Source organism: Paraniabella aurantiaca (assembly GCF_050309965.1).
GTDB lineage: Bacteria > Bacteroidota > Bacteroidia > Chitinophagales > Chitinophagaceae > Niabella.
Genome location: NZ_JBLOSY010000002.1, coordinates 16,341 through 34,542 on the forward strand (window position 1 = coordinate 16,341; position 18,202 = coordinate 34,542).

17 protein-coding genes are annotated in these 18,202 nt (G+C 42.4%); 9 read left to right on the top strand and 8 right to left on the bottom strand.

Translation table 11 applies throughout. The features are described 5' to 3' along the window. Positions 1-10: 10 nt before the first annotated feature. Together ACLOAU_RS14960 and ACLOAU_RS14965 are read left to right on the top strand one after the other, a co-directional pair. On the top strand, positions 11-487 hold the full coding sequence (locus tag ACLOAU_RS14960) for a GNAT family N-acetyltransferase (protein ID WP_427862700.1): 477 nt from the start codon (positions 11-13) through the stop codon (positions 485-487). Positions 488-645: 158 nt separating this feature from the next. Beyond that, positions 646-1,194: a cupin domain-containing protein gene (locus ACLOAU_RS14965; protein ID WP_427862701.1), complete on the top strand. Its 549-nt coding sequence runs from the start codon at positions 646-648 to the stop codon at positions 1,192-1,194. Between the two features lie 129 nt (positions 1,195-1,323). Here the strand turns inward: ACLOAU_RS14965 and ACLOAU_RS14970 are convergent, their stop codons facing one another. The 5 genes from ACLOAU_RS14970 to ACLOAU_RS14990 form a co-directional block, all read right to left on the bottom strand. Further along, positions 1,324-2,577: a hypothetical protein gene (locus tag ACLOAU_RS14970; RefSeq protein WP_427862702.1), complete on the bottom strand. Its 1,254-nt coding sequence runs from the start codon at positions 2,575-2,577 to the stop codon at positions 1,324-1,326. A gap of 183 nt (positions 2,578-2,760) precedes the next feature. After that, positions 2,761-3,369 carry a YceI family protein gene (locus ACLOAU_RS14975; protein ID WP_427862703.1) on the bottom strand — a complete coding sequence of 203 codons (609 nt, stop codon included), beginning with the start codon at positions 3,367-3,369 and terminating at the stop codon, positions 2,761-2,763. Positions 3,370-3,386: 17 nt separating this feature from the next. Continuing rightward, positions 3,387-3,845, bottom strand: a complete 459-nt coding sequence (locus ACLOAU_RS14980) for a cupin domain-containing protein (protein WP_427862704.1) — start codon at positions 3,843-3,845, stop codon at positions 3,387-3,389. 469 nt (positions 3,846-4,314) lie between these two features. Beyond that, entirely contained in the window at positions 4,315-5,070 is a 756-nt protein-coding gene (locus ACLOAU_RS14985; RefSeq protein ID WP_427862705.1) for a LytR/AlgR family response regulator transcription factor, read from the bottom strand. Beyond that, positions 5,067-6,143 carry a sensor histidine kinase gene (locus ACLOAU_RS14990; RefSeq protein ID WP_427862706.1) on the bottom strand — a complete coding sequence of 359 codons (1,077 nt, stop codon included), beginning with the start codon at positions 6,141-6,143 and terminating at the stop codon, positions 5,067-5,069. The genes ACLOAU_RS14985 and ACLOAU_RS14990 overlap by 4 nt, the downstream gene beginning before the upstream one ends. Positions 6,144-6,402: 259 nt before the next feature. Here ACLOAU_RS14990 and ACLOAU_RS14995 point away from each other — a divergent pair, with 259 nt between their 5' ends. The 3 genes from ACLOAU_RS14995 (at position 6,403) to ACLOAU_RS15005 (ending at position 9,388) form a co-directional block, all read left to right on the top strand. Next, positions 6,403-8,241 carry a UbiD family decarboxylase gene (locus tag ACLOAU_RS14995; protein WP_427862707.1) on the top strand — a complete coding sequence of 613 codons (1,839 nt, stop codon included), beginning with the start codon at positions 6,403-6,405 and terminating at the stop codon, positions 8,239-8,241. A gap of 61 nt (positions 8,242-8,302) precedes the next feature. After that, the gene (locus ACLOAU_RS15000; RefSeq protein ID WP_427862708.1) at positions 8,303-8,560 is read left to right on the top strand and encodes a DUF3781 domain-containing protein; all 258 of its coding nucleotides are present in this window, start codon (positions 8,303-8,305) and stop codon (positions 8,558-8,560) included. Between the two features lie 249 nt (positions 8,561-8,809). Beyond that, positions 8,810-9,388 (top strand): helix-turn-helix domain-containing protein, encoded by a 579-nt coding sequence (locus ACLOAU_RS15005; protein ID WP_427862709.1) that lies wholly within the window; start codon positions 8,810-8,812, stop codon positions 9,386-9,388. A gap of 28 nt (positions 9,389-9,416) precedes the next feature. Here ACLOAU_RS15005 and ACLOAU_RS15010 read toward each other — a convergent pair whose 3' ends face one another. Next, the gene (locus ACLOAU_RS15010; protein ID WP_427862710.1) at positions 9,417-11,606 is read right to left on the bottom strand and encodes an alpha-galactosidase; all 2,190 of its coding nucleotides are present in this window, start codon (positions 11,604-11,606) and stop codon (positions 9,417-9,419) included. Positions 11,607-11,726: 120 nt separating this feature from the next. Here ACLOAU_RS15010 and ACLOAU_RS15015 point away from each other — a divergent pair, with 120 nt between their 5' ends. Together ACLOAU_RS15015 and ACLOAU_RS15020 are read left to right on the top strand one after the other, a co-directional pair. Then, the gene (locus tag ACLOAU_RS15015) at positions 11,727-12,392 is read left to right on the top strand and encodes a DUF1345 domain-containing protein (RefSeq protein WP_427862711.1); all 666 of its coding nucleotides are present in this window, start codon (positions 11,727-11,729) and stop codon (positions 12,390-12,392) included. Positions 12,393-12,501: 109 nt separating this feature from the next. Beyond that, the gene (locus tag ACLOAU_RS15020) at positions 12,502-13,716 is read left to right on the top strand and encodes a serine hydrolase domain-containing protein (protein ID WP_427862712.1); all 1,215 of its coding nucleotides are present in this window, start codon (positions 12,502-12,504) and stop codon (positions 13,714-13,716) included. 40 nt (positions 13,717-13,756) lie between these two features. On the opposite strand, the gene ACLOAU_RS15025 is transcribed toward ACLOAU_RS15020, so the two are convergent. Both ACLOAU_RS15025 and ACLOAU_RS15030 read right to left on the bottom strand, forming a co-directional pair. Then, entirely contained in the window at positions 13,757-14,143 is a 387-nt protein-coding gene (locus ACLOAU_RS15025) for a VOC family protein (RefSeq protein ID WP_427862713.1), read from the bottom strand. A 293-nt stretch (positions 14,144-14,436) separates the two neighbouring features. Continuing rightward, entirely contained in the window at positions 14,437-15,273 is an 837-nt protein-coding gene (locus ACLOAU_RS15030; protein ID WP_427862714.1) for a hypothetical protein, read from the bottom strand. Positions 15,274-15,448: 175 nt separating this feature from the next. Between ACLOAU_RS15030 and ACLOAU_RS15035 the strand changes: the two genes are divergently transcribed. Together ACLOAU_RS15035 and ACLOAU_RS15040 are read left to right on the top strand one after the other, a co-directional pair. Beyond that, complete coding sequence (locus tag ACLOAU_RS15035; RefSeq protein ID WP_427862715.1) at positions 15,449-16,318, top strand: alpha/beta hydrolase; 870 nt, start codon at positions 15,449-15,451, stop codon at positions 16,316-16,318. 481 nt (positions 16,319-16,799) lie between these two features. Continuing rightward, complete coding sequence (locus ACLOAU_RS15040) at positions 16,800-18,161, top strand: 3-keto-disaccharide hydrolase (RefSeq protein WP_427862716.1); 1,362 nt, start codon at positions 16,800-16,802, stop codon at positions 18,159-18,161. Positions 18,162-18,202: the final 41 nt, after the last annotated feature.

The following is an 18,202-nucleotide window of genomic DNA, read 5'->3' on the forward strand; positions in this document are numbered from 1 at the left end:
AGTTAAAACAATGAATCATATTGACATTAAACTGGTAGCTTCTGATGACCACAGTGTGTTATCGCTAATCGCTGATTGGTATCATGACGAATGGGGTATACCTGTAGCAGATACCGTTAATAATCTACGCGCTGTAACGGCAGATATCTACCAGTTTCAAATGCTCCTTTTTGTAGATGGCAGAGCAGTGGCTACGGGTGGTGTTTACGATCATGTTGGTCTGCTCAATCATAAACCGGAGCTAAACATATACAAAAAATGGCTGGCTCAGTTGTACACCATACCCGGTGAAAGAGGCAACGGCTATGGCATTCGTCTTTGTAAGCAGATCCAGGATCATTGCCGCGCCCTTGCATTGGAGAAGATATATCTGTTTACCCACACAGCGGGGCCTATGTATCAGAAATTGGGCTGGTCAATAATACAGCGGTTGACAATAAGCAACCGGAATATAGCTGTAATGGAAAAGATCCTTTCAATACTGTAAGATACCATAACCGCTATTGAAATACAAACTGAGGATGTGCTAATAGATTGGGCTCAGCCGTTACCCACTGCTGAGCCTTAGTTTATCTATGACGCTAAAGCTGTAACCGTTGGTAATAAACAATGGCCCCTAACGATTTCAAATTTTTAATATTTTATATGGAAAGAACAATTGTAAACCCCGTGATCAAAGACCAGGTTACGTTTAAACAAACCGCGAAAGATATGAGAGGCGGTGTTACCCGTTTGGAAGTTACATTGATGCCGGGCGGAGGTACACCGGTACACTATCACCGGAATTTTTCTGAAACCTTTATCGTTCATTCCGGCGCTTTAACCATTCAGTTAAAAAAAAGGACCCTGATCCTTGATGCGGGTCATCAGCTGACTGTAGAGCCGGGACGGTTACACCGCTTTACTAACACCACTGCAGCAGCTGTACGTTTTACTACGATTGTTGAGCCCGGCTCGGAAGGTTTTGAAAATGCCCTCCGGATTTTATATGGATTGGCGGGAGATCATCAAACTGATGAAAAGGGCACTCCCAGGAGCCTGCTGGCCCTAGCTGTTGTTTCCAACATAAGCGATATGCGGCCAGGCGGTGCAGGTGCGTTAATGATCCCTTTTTTAGGTCTGCTGAATTTTGTCGCCAGGATTTCGGGTTATCGCCGGAGGCTGGTTGCACGGTATTGTGTGCATGCTCAATAAGAGCGTATACCAGGGATCGTTCAGGTGAGGCTAGTACCGTTCATTCAATAAATCTATATTGATTAATTAAAAAGTCCGGGGCATTCAACCGCTCCGGACTTTTGTACAAACATAAAACATACACACCATTTAATAGGTTCGTCGTATTCTGAACGACCCATACATGCTTCTCGCACTAACATCGCAATTTTCAAGCTTGTAAAGCGTACCCTCGAAGCTACCCTGTACCATACCACCGCCACTTTCCCCGAATGTTTCAAAAACGATAGCGCCTTCACCATATACTTTTTCGAAAGTTTCGCACTCGGTGTAATCGCTCTCATAGGTTTTAAATTGATAGGTGCCGGTGCAGGTTGCCTTTTTGGGGTCTGTGAGTTTGCCGAAACTGTATTTGCCCAGTACTGTCCCGTTAGTGTGAAACGATATAGCTTCATTTCCTGCTGTAGCTGTCATGATAGCATGCCCGTTAAATACGCCGATGCTGAAAAATATGCCGGTAGATTTTTGACCGCCGATGGTCCATACTACATATTCTTCGGGCATTATCGTGAGTTTTCTTCTTACAATAACGAGCCCTCCGTTTCCGGGCCTTTTAGGGTCTGACCGCTTCACTACATTTTTAACAGTTACTTCAATTAATGCTTCCGATTTTTTATCCGTATCCGGTGCTTTGTATTTTACGGTAGTGTTTTTGCCACCGGAGATGGTACCACCGCCGGCTACTACTTTCCAGCCAACGATCTGATCACGTTTTACGTCAGAGCCTATCAATATACCTGTTGCTACATCTTCATCCAATATAAAAGCAGTTAAATCGATCTCTTCATTAGAGCCTACTTCTTCTTTAGGGGCATGGATGGATACTTCTCTTAAAATGCCCCAATCACTGAAGTGAGTGGTAGATACTTTCAGGGTTTTGCCTACCGGGTCTAAAGTGCAATCCAATACTTTATGCCATAATCCATCATTGCCCTGGAAGCAGGGATAAAGGAGGGCCGCATCCGTTCCGGCAACATCTGCATCAGTATATTTAAAAGTGATTTCAACTGGTTTTTTAAGAGTAATATTTTCCGGCAAAATACGGAACAGGCGCCCGGTTGCAACTGCACTATTAGGTTGAACTTCCTGGATGGAAAATTCGGTATCAGCATCAACAGCACCGGCAGGAACCTGCACAGTAATATATTGATCAGGTATAGATATTGAACCCCCATTAACGCCAATGCGGGTTTTGGTTGCTACACCTATTAGCTGACCGGGCATCGTTTTTAAAGGAACTGAGGGGCCGGCACCGGTATGGGTATCATTCTTTTTACAGGAGATGATCAAAATAAGCCAGCCGGCCAGGTATAAAAACTTTATCGGGCTCTTGCTTTTTGTCATAAAAGATTTGTTTTGATTAATAAAAAATGGCCTGCTCCTGGTTGTCAGAGCAGGCTTTTTGTAGATCTTACCGCTATTGAATGTCCGCATTAAGCGGCATTCGGGTAGTGATATGCCACCCGGACTTTAGCGTGGGGTTATTGATTTTATTACCCCGCGTGTGAGAGCGGTACAGGGACACGGCTAAGATGTTGATTTGTTAAAATGAAGTTTCAGTTTAATATCTACCTCCGGTAGAATGTATAGCTGTTGCTCGGGATCATTATAGCTATTCATTCCCCATTGAAGACGTTTTAGTTTGAAGCTGCCCTCGGCAGCTATTTTTTCTTTTTCAGTTTTGATTACTGCAGGGATTTCTATGCTGTGAGTTTGCCCTATCATGGTAAAATCACCGGTGATCATCACATTAGCCGCTGAGCCGGTTTGACTGTAAGGCTCAACCTTTGTTATATGAAAGCTTGCATTGGGATGAACCGCGAGATTAAAAAAGTCAGGGCTTTTCAGGTGATTTAACAAGGCTTCCCGTTCTGCTTCATTACTGAGATCAAAATTGCTGATACTGGCAATTGGAATGGTGAAGTCTCCGCCTGTTATTTTACCTTTTCTATCGGTTTGAAGATTGCCGGATACTTTAAAAGCACCTTCGTGGTAATGCGTAGGCGCACTTCCTTTCCATTCAACGGCAGAATTTTGGTCGTTAACTTTATAGTCAACAGCCGAGATGGGTTCTTTGTCTGAACAGGCAGTAAGAACCAGCGTTGCGAAAAACAGGGAATAGATCTTTTGTTTCATTTTTGTTTGTTTAAAGGTTATTTAAAATTGATCTGGTAAATATTAGTGGTTGCATCCAGCATTGCCTTCAGCCTTTCCGGCGATGGAGCCTGCGGCGCAGTAAGGGTTTGCGGTAAAGACTCAAGAGGTTCGCTGAATGCTATGAAATAGTTCCATAGTGCTCCGGGAGTAATAAGGTTAATAAAAACAGCTTTATCCGTAACGATTTTAAAGGAATGAGAAATATTGCGGGGTGCAAACAGGGCATCGCCCTTTCTAAGCATGGTACAACGGTCGCCTATGGTAACACTCAGCTCGCCATCAAGCACGTAAAAAGATTCGTCTTCGTTGGTATGTATGTGGGGTGGTGGTTCAGCACCTTTCGGTAACGTAAATTCAAGCAATGAGAATAGATTACCTGTTTGTTCCGGTGTAACCAATGATCTGAAATATCCTCCCTGGTAGCTTCTGTACAAGGGTTCTTGTAATGTTTCCATTTTAATCTTTCTTTTTGATGTATGTATGTTGTTGAGCAGGTAAATAATTGCCGCCGGATAAATGGCGGTAACCGTGCAGTAGTACTGAATCCGGAGGGCCGTGCCACCGGAAGTACTCATGTTTTCATTACCTGTTTCAGAAATTTGTATATGGCGCTTTCAAGGGCTTTTCGCGGGAGGCGAACAGAATGTAAGTACCATCTTTATTTCCTTGCGCTAAGGAGATGCAAGATTGAGACTATTTTAATACCTGTACAAATACAAGCGATGTATACCTCTTTTGGGCGGCAAAGGATAGATTTTGTAGACGAACGTTTACGGGCGTTTTAAAATGGACTACAGTATAAGAGATGCTACTATAAGTGGTCATACTGGCAAGGCTGCTTCCCCGTTTATCAGGTTATATGGAACATTGGTTGCTGATGGAACTGCAATCTGTATTATAGAAAGTTGTTAAATCAAGCTCTGTCTATTCTGGCCGGTATGAATGCTCGCTTTGAGGAGTGAATTGTTGTGCGCAGATTTGTTTGTAATTACGGCCGATAGGGATCTGAGTTCCGGAAATAACAACATGGTTGGGGTTATAGCCTTCAACCTTATTAAGAGGTACAATAAAGGACCGGTGAATTCGCATAAATTCACCTATTGGAAGCAGCTTTTCGGTTACACTGATTTTTTGTTTGGTTTGAAAAGTTTTTTCCGTGGTAACTACCTTTATATAATCTTTTATGCTTTCGATCCATAAAATATCGCTGGTGTTTACCTTTAAAAGCCGGCGTTCAACACGGAGGTACAGGTAATGAGCAACGGGCGGCGTTGGGGGATCTGCAGGGTTTTCGATAGCCTGGTTTGTTTTGGGGTCTGCACTTAAAAAATGCCTTACCTTGTCAATGGCCTGTAGGAAGCGTTTGAGGGGAACCGGCTTTAGTAAGTAATCTACAGCATTCAGATCAAAACCTTCAATGGCGTATTCCTGGTAAGCGGTGGTGAAAATGATCAGGGGAGGGGTTTTCAGACTCCGAACCAGATCGGTTCCCAGGAGGCGCGGCATTTTTATGTCGAGGAATACCAGGTCTACCTTGGTATTTTGAATCATTTGAAAAGCTTCGAGGGCATTGCCGCAGGTGCCTGTAATTTCCAGCTGTGGTATATGCGTTGCATATCTCCTGATAATTTCCAGTGCATGGGGTTCATCATCAACTATTACCGTGCGGATCTTCATCATGAACGTTTACCCTTTAAATATAACTGAATATTTAACTCGGCAATAAAACAGTCTGCCTCATCTAAGTAGGTGAATGTATGTCTTCCCGGATATAGCAGGTCCAGTCTTTGTTGCAGGTTACGTAAGCCTATGCCATTGAATTGCTGGTTGCCGTTATTGATAATCGGTTGTTCTGGTTTGCTATTGGCTACCTTGAATATCATGGTGTTTTCATGTATATATAAATCAATATCGATCCAGGGTGTTTCGGTAGTTTCGGCAGCACCATGTTTGAAAGCGTTTTCTACAAGAGGCAACATGAGCAGGGGCGAAATTTTTACGTCATTGGCAGGACTGGTCATATTTACGTTCAGCTCTAATCTTTTTTCATAACGGAGTTTTTCCAAACTGATATAATCGCTGAGAATCTCAATATCTCTTTTTAATAATACCTGCTCGCTGGCACATTCGTATAAAATATAGCGAAGTATATTGGAAAGCCCGAGCACCACCTCCGGGGTTTGAGGTGAGTTATTAAGTGAAAGCGCATAAAGATTATTCAATGAGTTGAAAAGAAAATGCGGATGTAATTGTCCTTTTAAAAAGTTAAGTTCTGATTGTAATATAACCTGCTTCCGCTCATTCCACAAAATGAATAGCTTAATCGTTACACATATCCAGGCTACGGTATTGGTTCGCTCTATCGCGTTTACAAAATCACCCGGGTGGGTAAGTTGTTTCCATTTGGACAGGCTGAGCGATGGCCAGCTAAAGCTGCTATCCCGTATCGTATAAAACTTAAATATATAGGGGTTGGTAATGTAAACTTCCACAAGCCTGTACAGTATGGCAATCAGCGGCATCGTAAGTAGCAACAACAAAAAAGTCTGGATATACTTATCACGAAAGAAGAATCGGGGCAATATCCAATTGGAGATGAGGTAGAAATAACACATGTGTACCGGCAACAGTATCAGAACTACTACTATTCCGAGCTCATAGCTTCCATAGGCAGTGCCGTAAATAAACAGTAACAGGCTAAAGGAGATCAGCCAGTAAAGTAATGGTCGGAGCGTCTGAAGTTTGTTTGTCAAGAAGCCTGTTTTGAATGATCGTAAAGTTAAGACCCGCTTTCAATATTTCTTATATTGGTAGACAAAAGAAAGGCTTTGGTCGACGAATGTACTGTCAAAGAGGGATAAAATTTCCGGCAATGATTGATGTTAAATGCAATTATTGTTTCATAATCAGCATTTATCTAGTGCTTTACATTGGCGATCGATATTTGTAATGATGATAATGCGCTGCCAAGCTGATTTAAATTCTATTTTTGCCGCAAATTGTACAAGTGTTATGGGGTATAGCAGTTTAGCGGCATGTGTAGCAGACCTGGAACAAAATGGTCATCTGGTGCGTATCAAAGAAGAAGTAGATCCTCACCTGGAAATGGCCGCTATTCACATGCGGGTTTATGATGCACAGGGACCTGCTCTTTTTTTCGAGAATATCAAAGGCAATAAATTTCCCGCGGTATCCAACCTTTTTGGTACCCTCGATCGTTCCCGCTTTATGTTTCGTGATTCACTGGATCATGTGAAGAAACTGGTAGATGTGAAGATGAATCCTATGTCGGTACTCAAGAAGCCGCTGAGTTATATCGGCTCTTCTATGACGGCGCTGGGAGCGCTTCCCTGGAAAAAAAGAGCCAATGCGCCGATCTTGTATGGACAGACAACCATTGCTGAACTACCACAGGTGGTAAACTGGCCCATGGATGGTGGTGCCTTTGTTACGATGCCACAGGTATACTCAGAAGATATAACGCAACCCGGTATTATGCATGCCAACCTGGGTATGTACCGTATTCAGCTTTCTGGTAACGACTATATTCCCAATAAAGAAATTGGCTTGCACTACCAGCTGCACCGCGGTATTGGCGTGCATCAAACCAAAGCGAATGCTTTAGGCAAACCCTTGAAGGTGTCAATTTTCGTAGGCGGGCCGCCATCACATCCCTTATCGGCAGTAATGCCGTTGCCTGAAGGCCTTTCGGAAATGATCTTTGCCGGCGCACTGGGGAACAGGCGCTTCCGGTATTTTTATGATGAGGAAGGGTTTTGCATTTCTGCTGATGCAGACTTTGTAATAACCGGGACTGTTTACCCCAACGAGAATAAACCAGAGGGACCTTTCGGAGACCATATTGGCTATTATTCGTTAACGCATCCGTTCCCCCTCATGAAAGTGCATAAAGTATATCATAAGAAAGATCCCATCTGGTCATTTACCGTGGTAGGACGTCCTCCACAGGAAGATACCAGTTTTGGTGCGCTTATTCATGAAATAACGGGTTCAGCCATTCCGCAGGAAATAAACGGGCTGCATGCGGTACATGCAGTAGATGCTGCAGGGGTGCATCCTTTATTATTTGCCATTGGAAGTGAACGGTACACGCCTTATCAGAAAACAGAACGTCCGCAGGAGCTTTTAACCATCGCCAACCAGATATTGGGAAAGAACCAGCTAAGCCTGGCCAAATACCTGTTTATAGCATCTCATGCCGACGATCCGGCCTTAGATATTCATAATGTGCCGGGATTTTTGAGTCATATGTTAGAGCGTATCGACTGGACGCGTGATGTACATTTTCAAACCAATACCACCATCGATACTTTGGATTATACAGGTGATGGTTTAAACGCGGGGTCAAAAGTAGTTTTTGCTGCTGTAGGTGCGCCACAACATCAGTTGGTAAAGGAATTACCTGCCGGGATTAACTTATCCCAGCCTTTTGTACATGCTAAAATAGCATTGCCGGGTATCATGGTAGTGGATGGGGCCAAGTTTACAAACTATGAGCAGGAAGCAGGTATTATCGGGCAATGGACAAAACAAATTTCAAACGATCAGCTTGTAGGCATCAGGCTAATCATTATTGCTGATGACGCGGGTTTTACAGCCGATACGGATGATAACCTGGTTTGGGTGGCATTTACCCGGAGTAACCCGGCTTACGATATTTACGGGGTTGATAGCTTTACACAATTTAAACATTGGGGATGCCGGGGGCCATTGATTATCGACGCCCGTACCAAACCCCATCATGCGCCTGCATTGATAAAAGATCCGGCTGTAGAGCGTAGGGTAGACCGATTGGGTGAAAAGGGTGCCTCCCTGCACGGGATTATATAAAGGGGAGTTGTTAATATATACCAACGGATAAGTAGTTGGGTAGAATAGATTTAAAATATAGATGAACACCGTTAAATCCCGAATACTTGATAGTATCTGTTATACAGAACTGGTGTACGGAAGAATTAATAAAAAGCTGAAAACCGGCATGGGTAGGGAGCAAATAGAAACTTTCATCTATAGTGCCATCAATGAAACGGCTGAGGAATACTTTCGCAGGCAAGGCAAAAATATTTACATAACCTGCAAGAAAAATAAAATTGTGGTTACTGTTAATTCCAGCACCCGGAGGGTAATAACGGTTGATGCGATCTTATAAAAGATTTATCGCCTGGTTGGGATGTTTCTGCGTTATTTTTGGGTTTTATAAATGAGCCATCTTTGTCAGGTGTAATGATATGCATACCCTATTGATTTATTAGGAATATCTGTGTCGTTTTATTAAGTGTCATTGAATGTTGACACAGTGATATATGACACAAAAAAACGTGTCACGCGGAGCGGATATTTCAAATTTGACACAGTAATGGACCCGGAAATTGTTGTATATTAGGGTAAATTATTGCCTATGCGAAGCCTGCGAAATGCCTTACTATTTACCCAGCAAGATATGGCGCTGTTATTAGGAGTGTCAAGAAGCACTATCACGATGCATGAAAATGGCTGGCGTGAGTTATCAACAGCCGCAAGCTTAATGGAAACACTCATAATGGAATGCTATGCAGCTGCCACTATTGAGCCGCCTGTACATCTTAACCACCTGCAGGAAAAGAATGATCTTACTTTGTTTAAAAAGAAGATCCGTTATGAAATAGCAAAATGTGAGCAGGATGTTGAAGTATGCGAAGAAAAATTGATACAAATGAAAGATGAGTGTTTAAGGTTACAGGTAAAACAGGTAACCTTAACGATATTGAAATCACGTTTGGATGCCAGACGTTCTAAAGTAAAGCAGGGAAGCAATGAGCAGCAGCGAATACTTAAACAGATTGAATGTGTTGAATATTTTCAGCGAGAAGCTGGTTTATTGCAGGAAAAATGTGGCATCCTTGCCCGGTTAGAACTGCAATATCAACTGGATCGTTTAAAAGCGCAAAAACGTGTTGCTGAAAATGCGTTGAAATATATGGAGCAGAAAAATTACTAACCGTTTAGTGCGGGTTCAACGCCAGGTACTATTCTACCTGCCACCATGAATAGGAGTTAGGGGCCAGTGTCACTTTTATGGTTGCTTCATAATTACGGTTAAGTGAATAGCTTTTCGCCGGGCCTTCTTTTTTCCGTATTCGTGCCGTTTGCGTAAGCCCGGTATAATACAATGGTATTCTAATGTTTTTTTCTATCTTTTGATCGGTGGGGTTATAAAGCATCATCAATCCCCTGATCTTTAGCGCCGGATTCACATGTAGTATACCATCCCAGTCCCTTCCATCTGCCCTGCGCAGATGAATAACGCTTGAATTCAGAATGTCGCGATATTTTTTATACCAGTTGATTACTTTTATCACTATTACTTTTGTAGTGTCATTATCATATAATCTCGGACCACGGTAACATGCTTGTACACCTGCGCCATAATATTGCATCATGAGCTGTTCGTAGTCAGATAAATGTTGGGATAGTGGCTCCAGTATGGCTTCAGGACCGCCGCCCTGGTAGCGGGTCAGGGGCACAAATCCCCAGCCCATAGAAGGCAGCTTGTCCCATGTTCCGTCATAAATATTCTGGCGGTTCAATAGCTTTTGGTTGCTGCGCGGTAAGCTGAAATTAACTTCCCGGTATCCCAATGCTATTTTGTTGGTGCCATCTAAAAAATACCAATCCGGAGCATTGATATATACGCCGCGTTTATTCAGCCATTGGTACAACTCTTTTTGTATTTCCATTTGCCGCCACTGGCTGTCATCCAGTCCTTTGTGTCCCGGATGCGTAACGGAAGCACATCTATCGCCCGGGTAGGGACCATCGTTTTCCCATATGTCGAAGCCGGTGCACCGAAAGAAGGTTTTTATTTTATCGCGGTAGCCGAGCCCCCAATAACTACCAAAGCACGGTGCATTGCCAAAAAAAGCACCACCAGGTTTGCCGGTACTTGCGTCGATTACATCATCTGCGTCGCTTATTCTTCTTGAGCTAAACAGGGAGTAGCCACCTATTTTTATACCTTTTTGATGAGCATAATCAGCCAGGTTTTTCCAGCGCAATACATTCTCTTTGGAAGTGTCTTCCATATTTATATGGCTTCCAAAACTCAGTATCAGTGCTTCATAGCCTGTATTGGCACATTGGTCAACTGCTGATTTCACTTCCTCATCGGTTTTGCTTACCAGGTGCATAAAAATTGGGTTACCCGTGGTCCAGGGAGCGATGGTGCGATACATTTCTTGTACCGACAGCCCACGCCTTTCCCGGTCGTAGCTATCCATTGCGAGCTCGTAAGTTCGCACCGAAATAAAATGGTCGCCTGGCTTCATTTCTATACCGGGAGCATACTCTGGGTACACTTCCAGCAGGCAGGGTGTCTGAAAATCGTAGTTTACCTGTGAAGTATAGCTAGAGTCGGTTTTCCAGTGTGTAGTCTGGTCGCTCAGGTCATAGCGCATAGCATTATTAAAAGCGTAATTGCTTTCGATATAAAGACCCTGTGGTTTTTTCATTTGCTGAGGCTTTCCCACCACGGCACTTTGTTCTTCTACCATGCCTAGTACTTCATTAACTACGCGGTCAAGTTGTATGGGTTTCAGGGAATTGTTCGTCAGGCCAAGCCATTTGCAGATAAGCGGTATACCATCATATAATTCATAATTCACGGTTACGGTAATTCCTTTTAATTCATCAAGACCAGATATATAGTGAAACTGAACCAATTTTCCTGTAGCTGCCGTATGATTGGTGGCCCATACCCTGGAAGCAGCATTCAGATAGGGGGGCAATTCTTTTACTTCGTATCGCAATAACTGAAAGTCGCTATCGTCCTTTTTCATACCATCTACCCAGGCGGGAAGCAGGTAAGCATTTTCTTTTTGTCCATATAAACCTCCCACACGATGCGTTCGCCCGTTTATAGTTAGTATTGCTTCGGGTTTAACGGAACGCAATAATTGTTGACCCGAACTCATATTAGTATAATCTGTACAGGCGGTATTAGGAGTAATCCGGAAAACCCTTTTTACAAGTCCATTATATAATACAAGATCTTTTTTATCAGGCGTAAGGTATACGGCCCCTTTTTGTGTAACGGGAGATAGTAGCCAGTCTTTAGGAAATAATCCGGGCACTTTGTTCCATTCGGGAAGTGGGGGCTGGCTGCGGGCAATAATGCCGCAAAAAATAAACAATTGGATCAACAGAACGTATTTTTTCATGGCAATCGTTGAGGTTGACAAATATACCTTTTTACCAGTAGCTCTATACCGGACATTTAAATAATCCTGTTTATTTTAAAAAGATGAAAGTTGTATCTTAACGCAAAAATAGCCTCGCAAATGTCTACAGAAAGCCACAGGTTAAATGAAGGAATAAAGAAACTTATTTACAGCTTGGTTCCCGGTTTAGCAGCTTTTTTTGGATTGTTTCAATTACCAATAAACACCCGGCTTATTATTGCCTGGGATGTTTTTAGCGTGGTGCTCCTGTTGTTTTACTGGACAGTATTTTTCAAAACAGATGATAAGAAATTGCCCCGGATTGTTGCAACAGAAGACGATGGTGTAAAGATCATTTTCAGCATTGTGCTGGTAGCTGTTTGCGTTAGTTTCCTTGGTGTTATCTTATTGTACCAGATACAGGAGGAAGCTTCCAGGTATAAATGGTTACAGGCTTTTATTTCCCTGTCGGCCATCGTATGTTCCTGGATTTTGTTACATACTATTTTTACTACCAGGTATGCAGACCTTTATTTTAAAGATCGAAAACGACGGAATCAGGGTGGTGATGCGGAAGCATTAATGTTCCCGTCTTCCGAAAAGCCCGATTACCTGGACTTTGCCTATTTTTCATTTGTAATCGGCATGACCTTCCAGGTTTCGGATATACAGATCAACTCAAAGATGATGAGGAGGTTCGTATTATTACATAGCCTTATTTCTTTTGCGTTTAATACTGTTATTGTTGCGATCACCATTAACGTGATAGTGAACCTGGGTAAATGAGGCGATAGCTGCTTCCTGGTATTTCTTTTAAATAAAGCATGCTGTTTAGAAAGGTTGGCCGATGATTGGAGACCGGTTTTCATTTCGTGAACTTAAATAATACATGTATATGCAGTTTTTTAACTGGTTAAGATCATTCAGGACACATGTTGTAATGTTCCTGTTGTTATCATTATTTAGTGCCGGATGGGCTGGGGCACAAAGTATCACACGATTAGATGGTAGCTTACTCAAGCGTACAGATCTTACCAGGCAGATACAGCACCTGGTGGATACAGCACAGGTAGCCGGCTTGGGCATCATTGTATTTAATAACAACCGCCCGGTCTATAGCCACACTTTCGGTTATGCCAATGTAGCGGAAAAACAGGTTTTTACGGATACATCTCATCTTTATGGTGCATCATTTAGTAAAGCTGTATTTACCTACTTCGTGATGCAGCTGGCAGGCGAGGGTATAATAGATTTGGACAAGCCATTGGTGCAATACCTGCCGCAACCATTACTTTCTTATACATTCCCGGGAAAACTAAAAGACTATCGTGACCTGGAGGGAGATAACCGCTATGAAAAAATTACGGCACGTATGTGCCTGGCTCATACAACAGGTTTTCCCAATTTTCGATGGTTTGAGCCTGATAAGAAGCTACGCATTAAGTTTGAACCGGGTACCCGGGTTAGCTATTCAGGTGAAGGAATGTACCTGCTACAGGTAGTGATACAGGAAATGATACATACCGGCCTGGAAACACTTGCTGAACAAAGAATTTTTAAGCCGCTGAAAATGAAACAGACAAGCTATATATGGCAGCCGAGGTTTGAAAAACAATTGGTAGTGGGCCATGACGCGCAAGGCAATAGCACCGGTTTTCCAAGAAGGCCGGATGCCAACGCTGCAGGTTCAATGATTACTACACTGAACGATTACGGTAAATTTTATACGGCGCTGATTCAGTCAAGAGGCTTGCAGCCCCGGCTATGGAAAGAGATGACAACAGCGCAGATCCGCATCCATTCTGTAAAACAATTTGGTCCGCTATCCTGGCGGGATACCACAATGAATGATGCTATTCAGTTGGCCTATGGTTTAGGCTTTGGAGTTATTCATAGCCCTTATGGGAGGGGTTATTTTAAGGAAGGAAATGACAGGGGATGGGGACATTATTCAATAGCTTTTCCCGACAGGAAAATAGCTATCATAATTATGACTAATTCTGATAACGGAGAGGGTGTTTTCCGTGACCTGCTTCAATATGCTATTGGTGATAAGTTTACACCATGGTACTGGGAGAATTATATACCATGGCAGGAAAAAGAACCATAATACGTTCATGGTTGTGTGAAGAAAACACCATTGTATACCCCTACATGAAAAAAACATTGAATTTATGACCATCAGGATCGGCAAATACAAATCCATAATAACCTGCACCAAATGCCTCCGGTTGAGATACTAAGGTTCCTCCGGCATCCTGCACGGCTGTTGCCCAGGAATCCACTTCTTCCTTGCTGTCTGCCGAAAGCGTGAAAATGATTTCATTGCCTTCTTTGGCATCAATAATAGTCCCTTTCATATTGGGTTCTAATACTTCTTTCAGGAAGAAATGTATAATGAAGTCGTTTTCGCCGAAGAAAAAACTGGTGAGTTGTTCAGATGCGCCGTTGGAACGGAATCCCAGCTGCTTGTAGAATTGTGTAGTGCGTTCTAAATTAGAGACACTAAAATTGGCCCAGATTTTTTTTGCTTTCATATAGAAGGAATTTAAAATAATACTCACGCTTCAGCAGGATTATTGAATCATTTACGCAGTTTGATAAGTCCCCCGCTGGTTACTAAGATAAATAATATAACAGGAAAACTGGTGGTTTTATATGGTAATCACAGTTTGGCATCCTTATTGCCTGTATAGGTTAGAACCCTAATCCTTAGAAAATTAATCCGTTAACTGTGAAACGCAAAGTTCATGTTGAGCATCGGGTGATGCAAAATAGTATTGTTTGATGAATCAGCATATTACTGGAAGTGAAGCGGACGTAGTCCGCTTTATTTTTTTAATGGACTTATTATCCTTTTTATTTGTACAGGTTGATAAAGTTCATAGGCATTAAAAGCGGGCCATAGTAGCTTTTGTAGTGCCGTGGCATGTTCAATGAATTCTTTTTCTCTCTTCAATATAGCGCCCCGCGCAGCTTTTAGCAGTTTCCATTTGTTATTGGTTTTTTCAAGTATCAGCACTTCATGATTCGTATTAGCGATCAGGCAGAGATCGGGTGCATGGTCTGACTTGTAAAACCTGAAGTGATAGCTGGTTCTGCCTATTTTTTTATCTGCCGTGATTTCTTCTTCGTCAGTAATTATTAATTCAGGTTCCGGCAGTTTTGCTTTCTTACCCCGTGTAGGATCGTTCTTTTCCTTTACGTAATTCAGCCTTACTTTTTTGGGATCATAGCCCGGCACCATCAGGTTGATCGTTCTGCTTAAGTCTCCGCCAAATACATCTTCCTCTACAACAAATTTGTCTTTAAATTTTTGTATCACTGTTCCTGCAGAGGTCTTCCTGATAATATATCTTCCTTTGAGTTTTTTTCCTTCAAGTATAAATGAAAACGATTTAGCCTTTACGCCCTCCTTTAATTTTTTTTCTGCTGTCACTTTATCGTCGCCCTTGTTCACGGTATAAGTTCCACGGTCGTATACCTGCTTTCTGGCAATATCTTTTGGCGATATATCTCTTAACCGGGTCACTTTGCGTGCGAAACGGTTGTCCTGCGTTGGCGGATAATAAGCCCACCAGCAATAGTAAATGCTACCTGCTTCCAGGCAAATATGAAACTCTTTTGCATTGGGTTGGTATACTATAAATTGAGGGAGATCTTTCATAATAGTATCAGCAGATTTTTATTACTAACGATTCTTACCTATACAAGAACTATTCCATAGCAATGCCAGGCATACCGATGTGTTGTACTGTAATCTGGATTGTTCATGGCATTAACATCTACATTAGTCACAGGATTTTTAATATCTTGCCTGTATAAACAGTAAAAAAATAACGATGCGTAAAACATTAGCCCTTATGCTTGCTAACCTGGCTGTACTCCTATGTTTTTCCCAGGAAAAAATAAACTTATATCCGGATGGTCAAATTCCTTTTGCCAAAGAAGGTACAGAAGTACCGACGATAACCGTATTTCGCCCATCAAAAAATACAGCAAAAGGAACGGCTGTTATTGTATGTTCAGGCGGAGGATATGGAGGAAGAGCTAATACGGTTGAGGGAATTCCAGCCTGTAAGAAGCTGAATGAGGCTGGCATAACGGCGTTCCTTGTAGATTACAGGGTTCCCAACGATAAAAAGATGGATCATAAGGAATGGGTACCTCTTACCGACGCGCAACGCGCGATACAATATGTGAGAGAAAATGCCCGGTTATATAAGATAGATGCTGACAGGATCGGTATCATGGGCTTCTCTGCCGGCGGGCACCTGGTATCTACTGTAGGTACTCAATTTACAGAGACAAAATTGCAGAATCAGAAGGGAACCAGCCTGAGACCGGATTTTATGATCCTTGTATACCCCGTGATCAGCTTTGCCGATAGCCTGGCACATCTTGGATCCAGGAAAAACCTGGTGGGACCTGATATTACACCAGAGGAGATCCGTAAGTACTCCAGTGAATTAAATGTAACGGAACAAACGCCACCCACCTATATTACATCAGGAATGGATGATAAAGTTGTAGATGTAAAAAATTGCCTGTATTTCTCTGCCGCACTCAGGCAGCAAGGAGTGCCCGTTGAATTGTTTTTATATGAGAAAGGAAAGCATGGTTATGGGGTATTCAATAAAGAAGCCTCTCTGCAATGGATTGATGATTGCATCAACTGGATTAAAAGGGAGCCTTACAAAAGAAAGCAGTAGTTGCTAGGTGTTCTTCGCAAATTCATATTGGAGAGCAACACCAGCCTGCCCTGATATGGAGTATTTACGCCAACCTTTAGCTAATCTAATTGGATTTTTTTCCGGTTCGATCCTAATCGGGTATATTTATTATTACCATCTGCGTTTAGCATACTTATTGACTTTAATGACGTTGAGCTTTGTTGAATGATGCTTGTTCTGTTAAGAAAGTATAGGTTTTCAACACGAAAGTGAAATAAAGAAATAAGCGATTGCAATATTTTTGTGCCATCATGCAGCACTTTTGTGCTGGTTAGGAGTATAACGGTTTGCTGTGATAATAGTCGCCATAGTTATCCTTAAAATGAATCTGCGTTCTATCACAAAATAGCTTTCGCAACGGGTAAATTGGCCGTAGTTGCAGCTGCATTTTTACCGGCGCAGAAGTAATGAATCTAACGATCAAACAGGAGGGTTAAAAACAATATACTAAATTTTACACATGAAAAAAATGATAGGCGCAGCCTTAGTATTGGCATTTGGCATCACTTCTAATGCTCAAAAAGGCTGGCACTCCTTATTCGATGGCAAAACCCTTAAAGGGTGGCATAAAGTAGCCGGCGCAGCCAATTATATAATAGAAGATAATGCGATTGTGGGTGTTACGGTGGTGAACACGCCTAATACCTTTTTGCTTACGGATAAAATTTACGGCGATTTTATACTGGAGCTCGATGTAAAAATAGAGGACAAAGCTACTAATTCAGGCATCCAGTTCAGGAGTAACTATGATGCTTCGGCAGCCAATGGGAAAGGAAAGGTTTTTGGCTATCAGTACGAGCTGGACCCTTCGCCGCGGGCCTGGACAGGTGGTATATACGATGAGGCTCGCAGGGGATGGTTGTATCCTCTTGACCTGAATGATGCAGCAAGATCGGCCTACCGAACAGGGCAATACAATAAAGTGAGAATTGAATGTAAAGGTGTAGTAACGCAAACCTTTATCAATGGTACACCGGCTGCCATCCTGGTAGATACAATGAATACCAGTGGATATATAGCATTACAGGTGCACAGCATAGGAGCCAGCAAGGTAGGAGGACAAAAGATATACTGGAAAAATATCAGGATTAATACCAGCGATGTAAAGTTATCGCCTGTTAAAAATGTTTATACGGTTAATAATATACCCAATAATTTATCGGTACCTGAAAAAAGCCAGGGTTGGTCTTTGTTATTTGACGGGAGAAGCTTCAATGGCTGGCGCAGTGCCAGGGGAAACAGCTTTCCCTCCAAAGGGTGGGGTATCGAAGACGGCGCTTTAAAAGTGCTTCCGTCGGATGGTGCAGAAGCTACCAATGGAGGTGATATTGTGACCAGCAGGCAGTATGCTGCATTTGATCTCACTTTTCAATTTAAATTAACACCTGGTGCCAATAGTGGCGTGAAATATTATGTAACCTTAAAAGAACAAAGCCAGGGCTCAGCTATCGGGCCTGAGTACCAGATCCTGGATGATAAATTACACCCAGATGCAAAATTAGGAAAGGATGGTAATCGTACGATGGCCTCGTTATATGATCTCATTGCTTCTAAAAAAGACCCGAGGGCTTTCAAGGCCATTGGTCAGTGGAATACCGGGAGAATACTGGCCCGAAAAAACGGACAGGTAACTTATTTTCTGAATGGAATACCGTTGGTTGAATTTGTAAGAGGCTCGGAAGATTTCAGGAAATTAGTAGCTGGGAGCAAATACAAGGACTGGAGTCAATTTGGTGAAGCAACCAGAGGTCATATTCTTTTGCAGGACCATGGAAATGAAGTGAGTTTCAGAAGTATAAAGATCAGGGATTTGTCGAAATAGCCGACTGGTAAAAAAGTATAAATCAGTAAATGCAATATTTA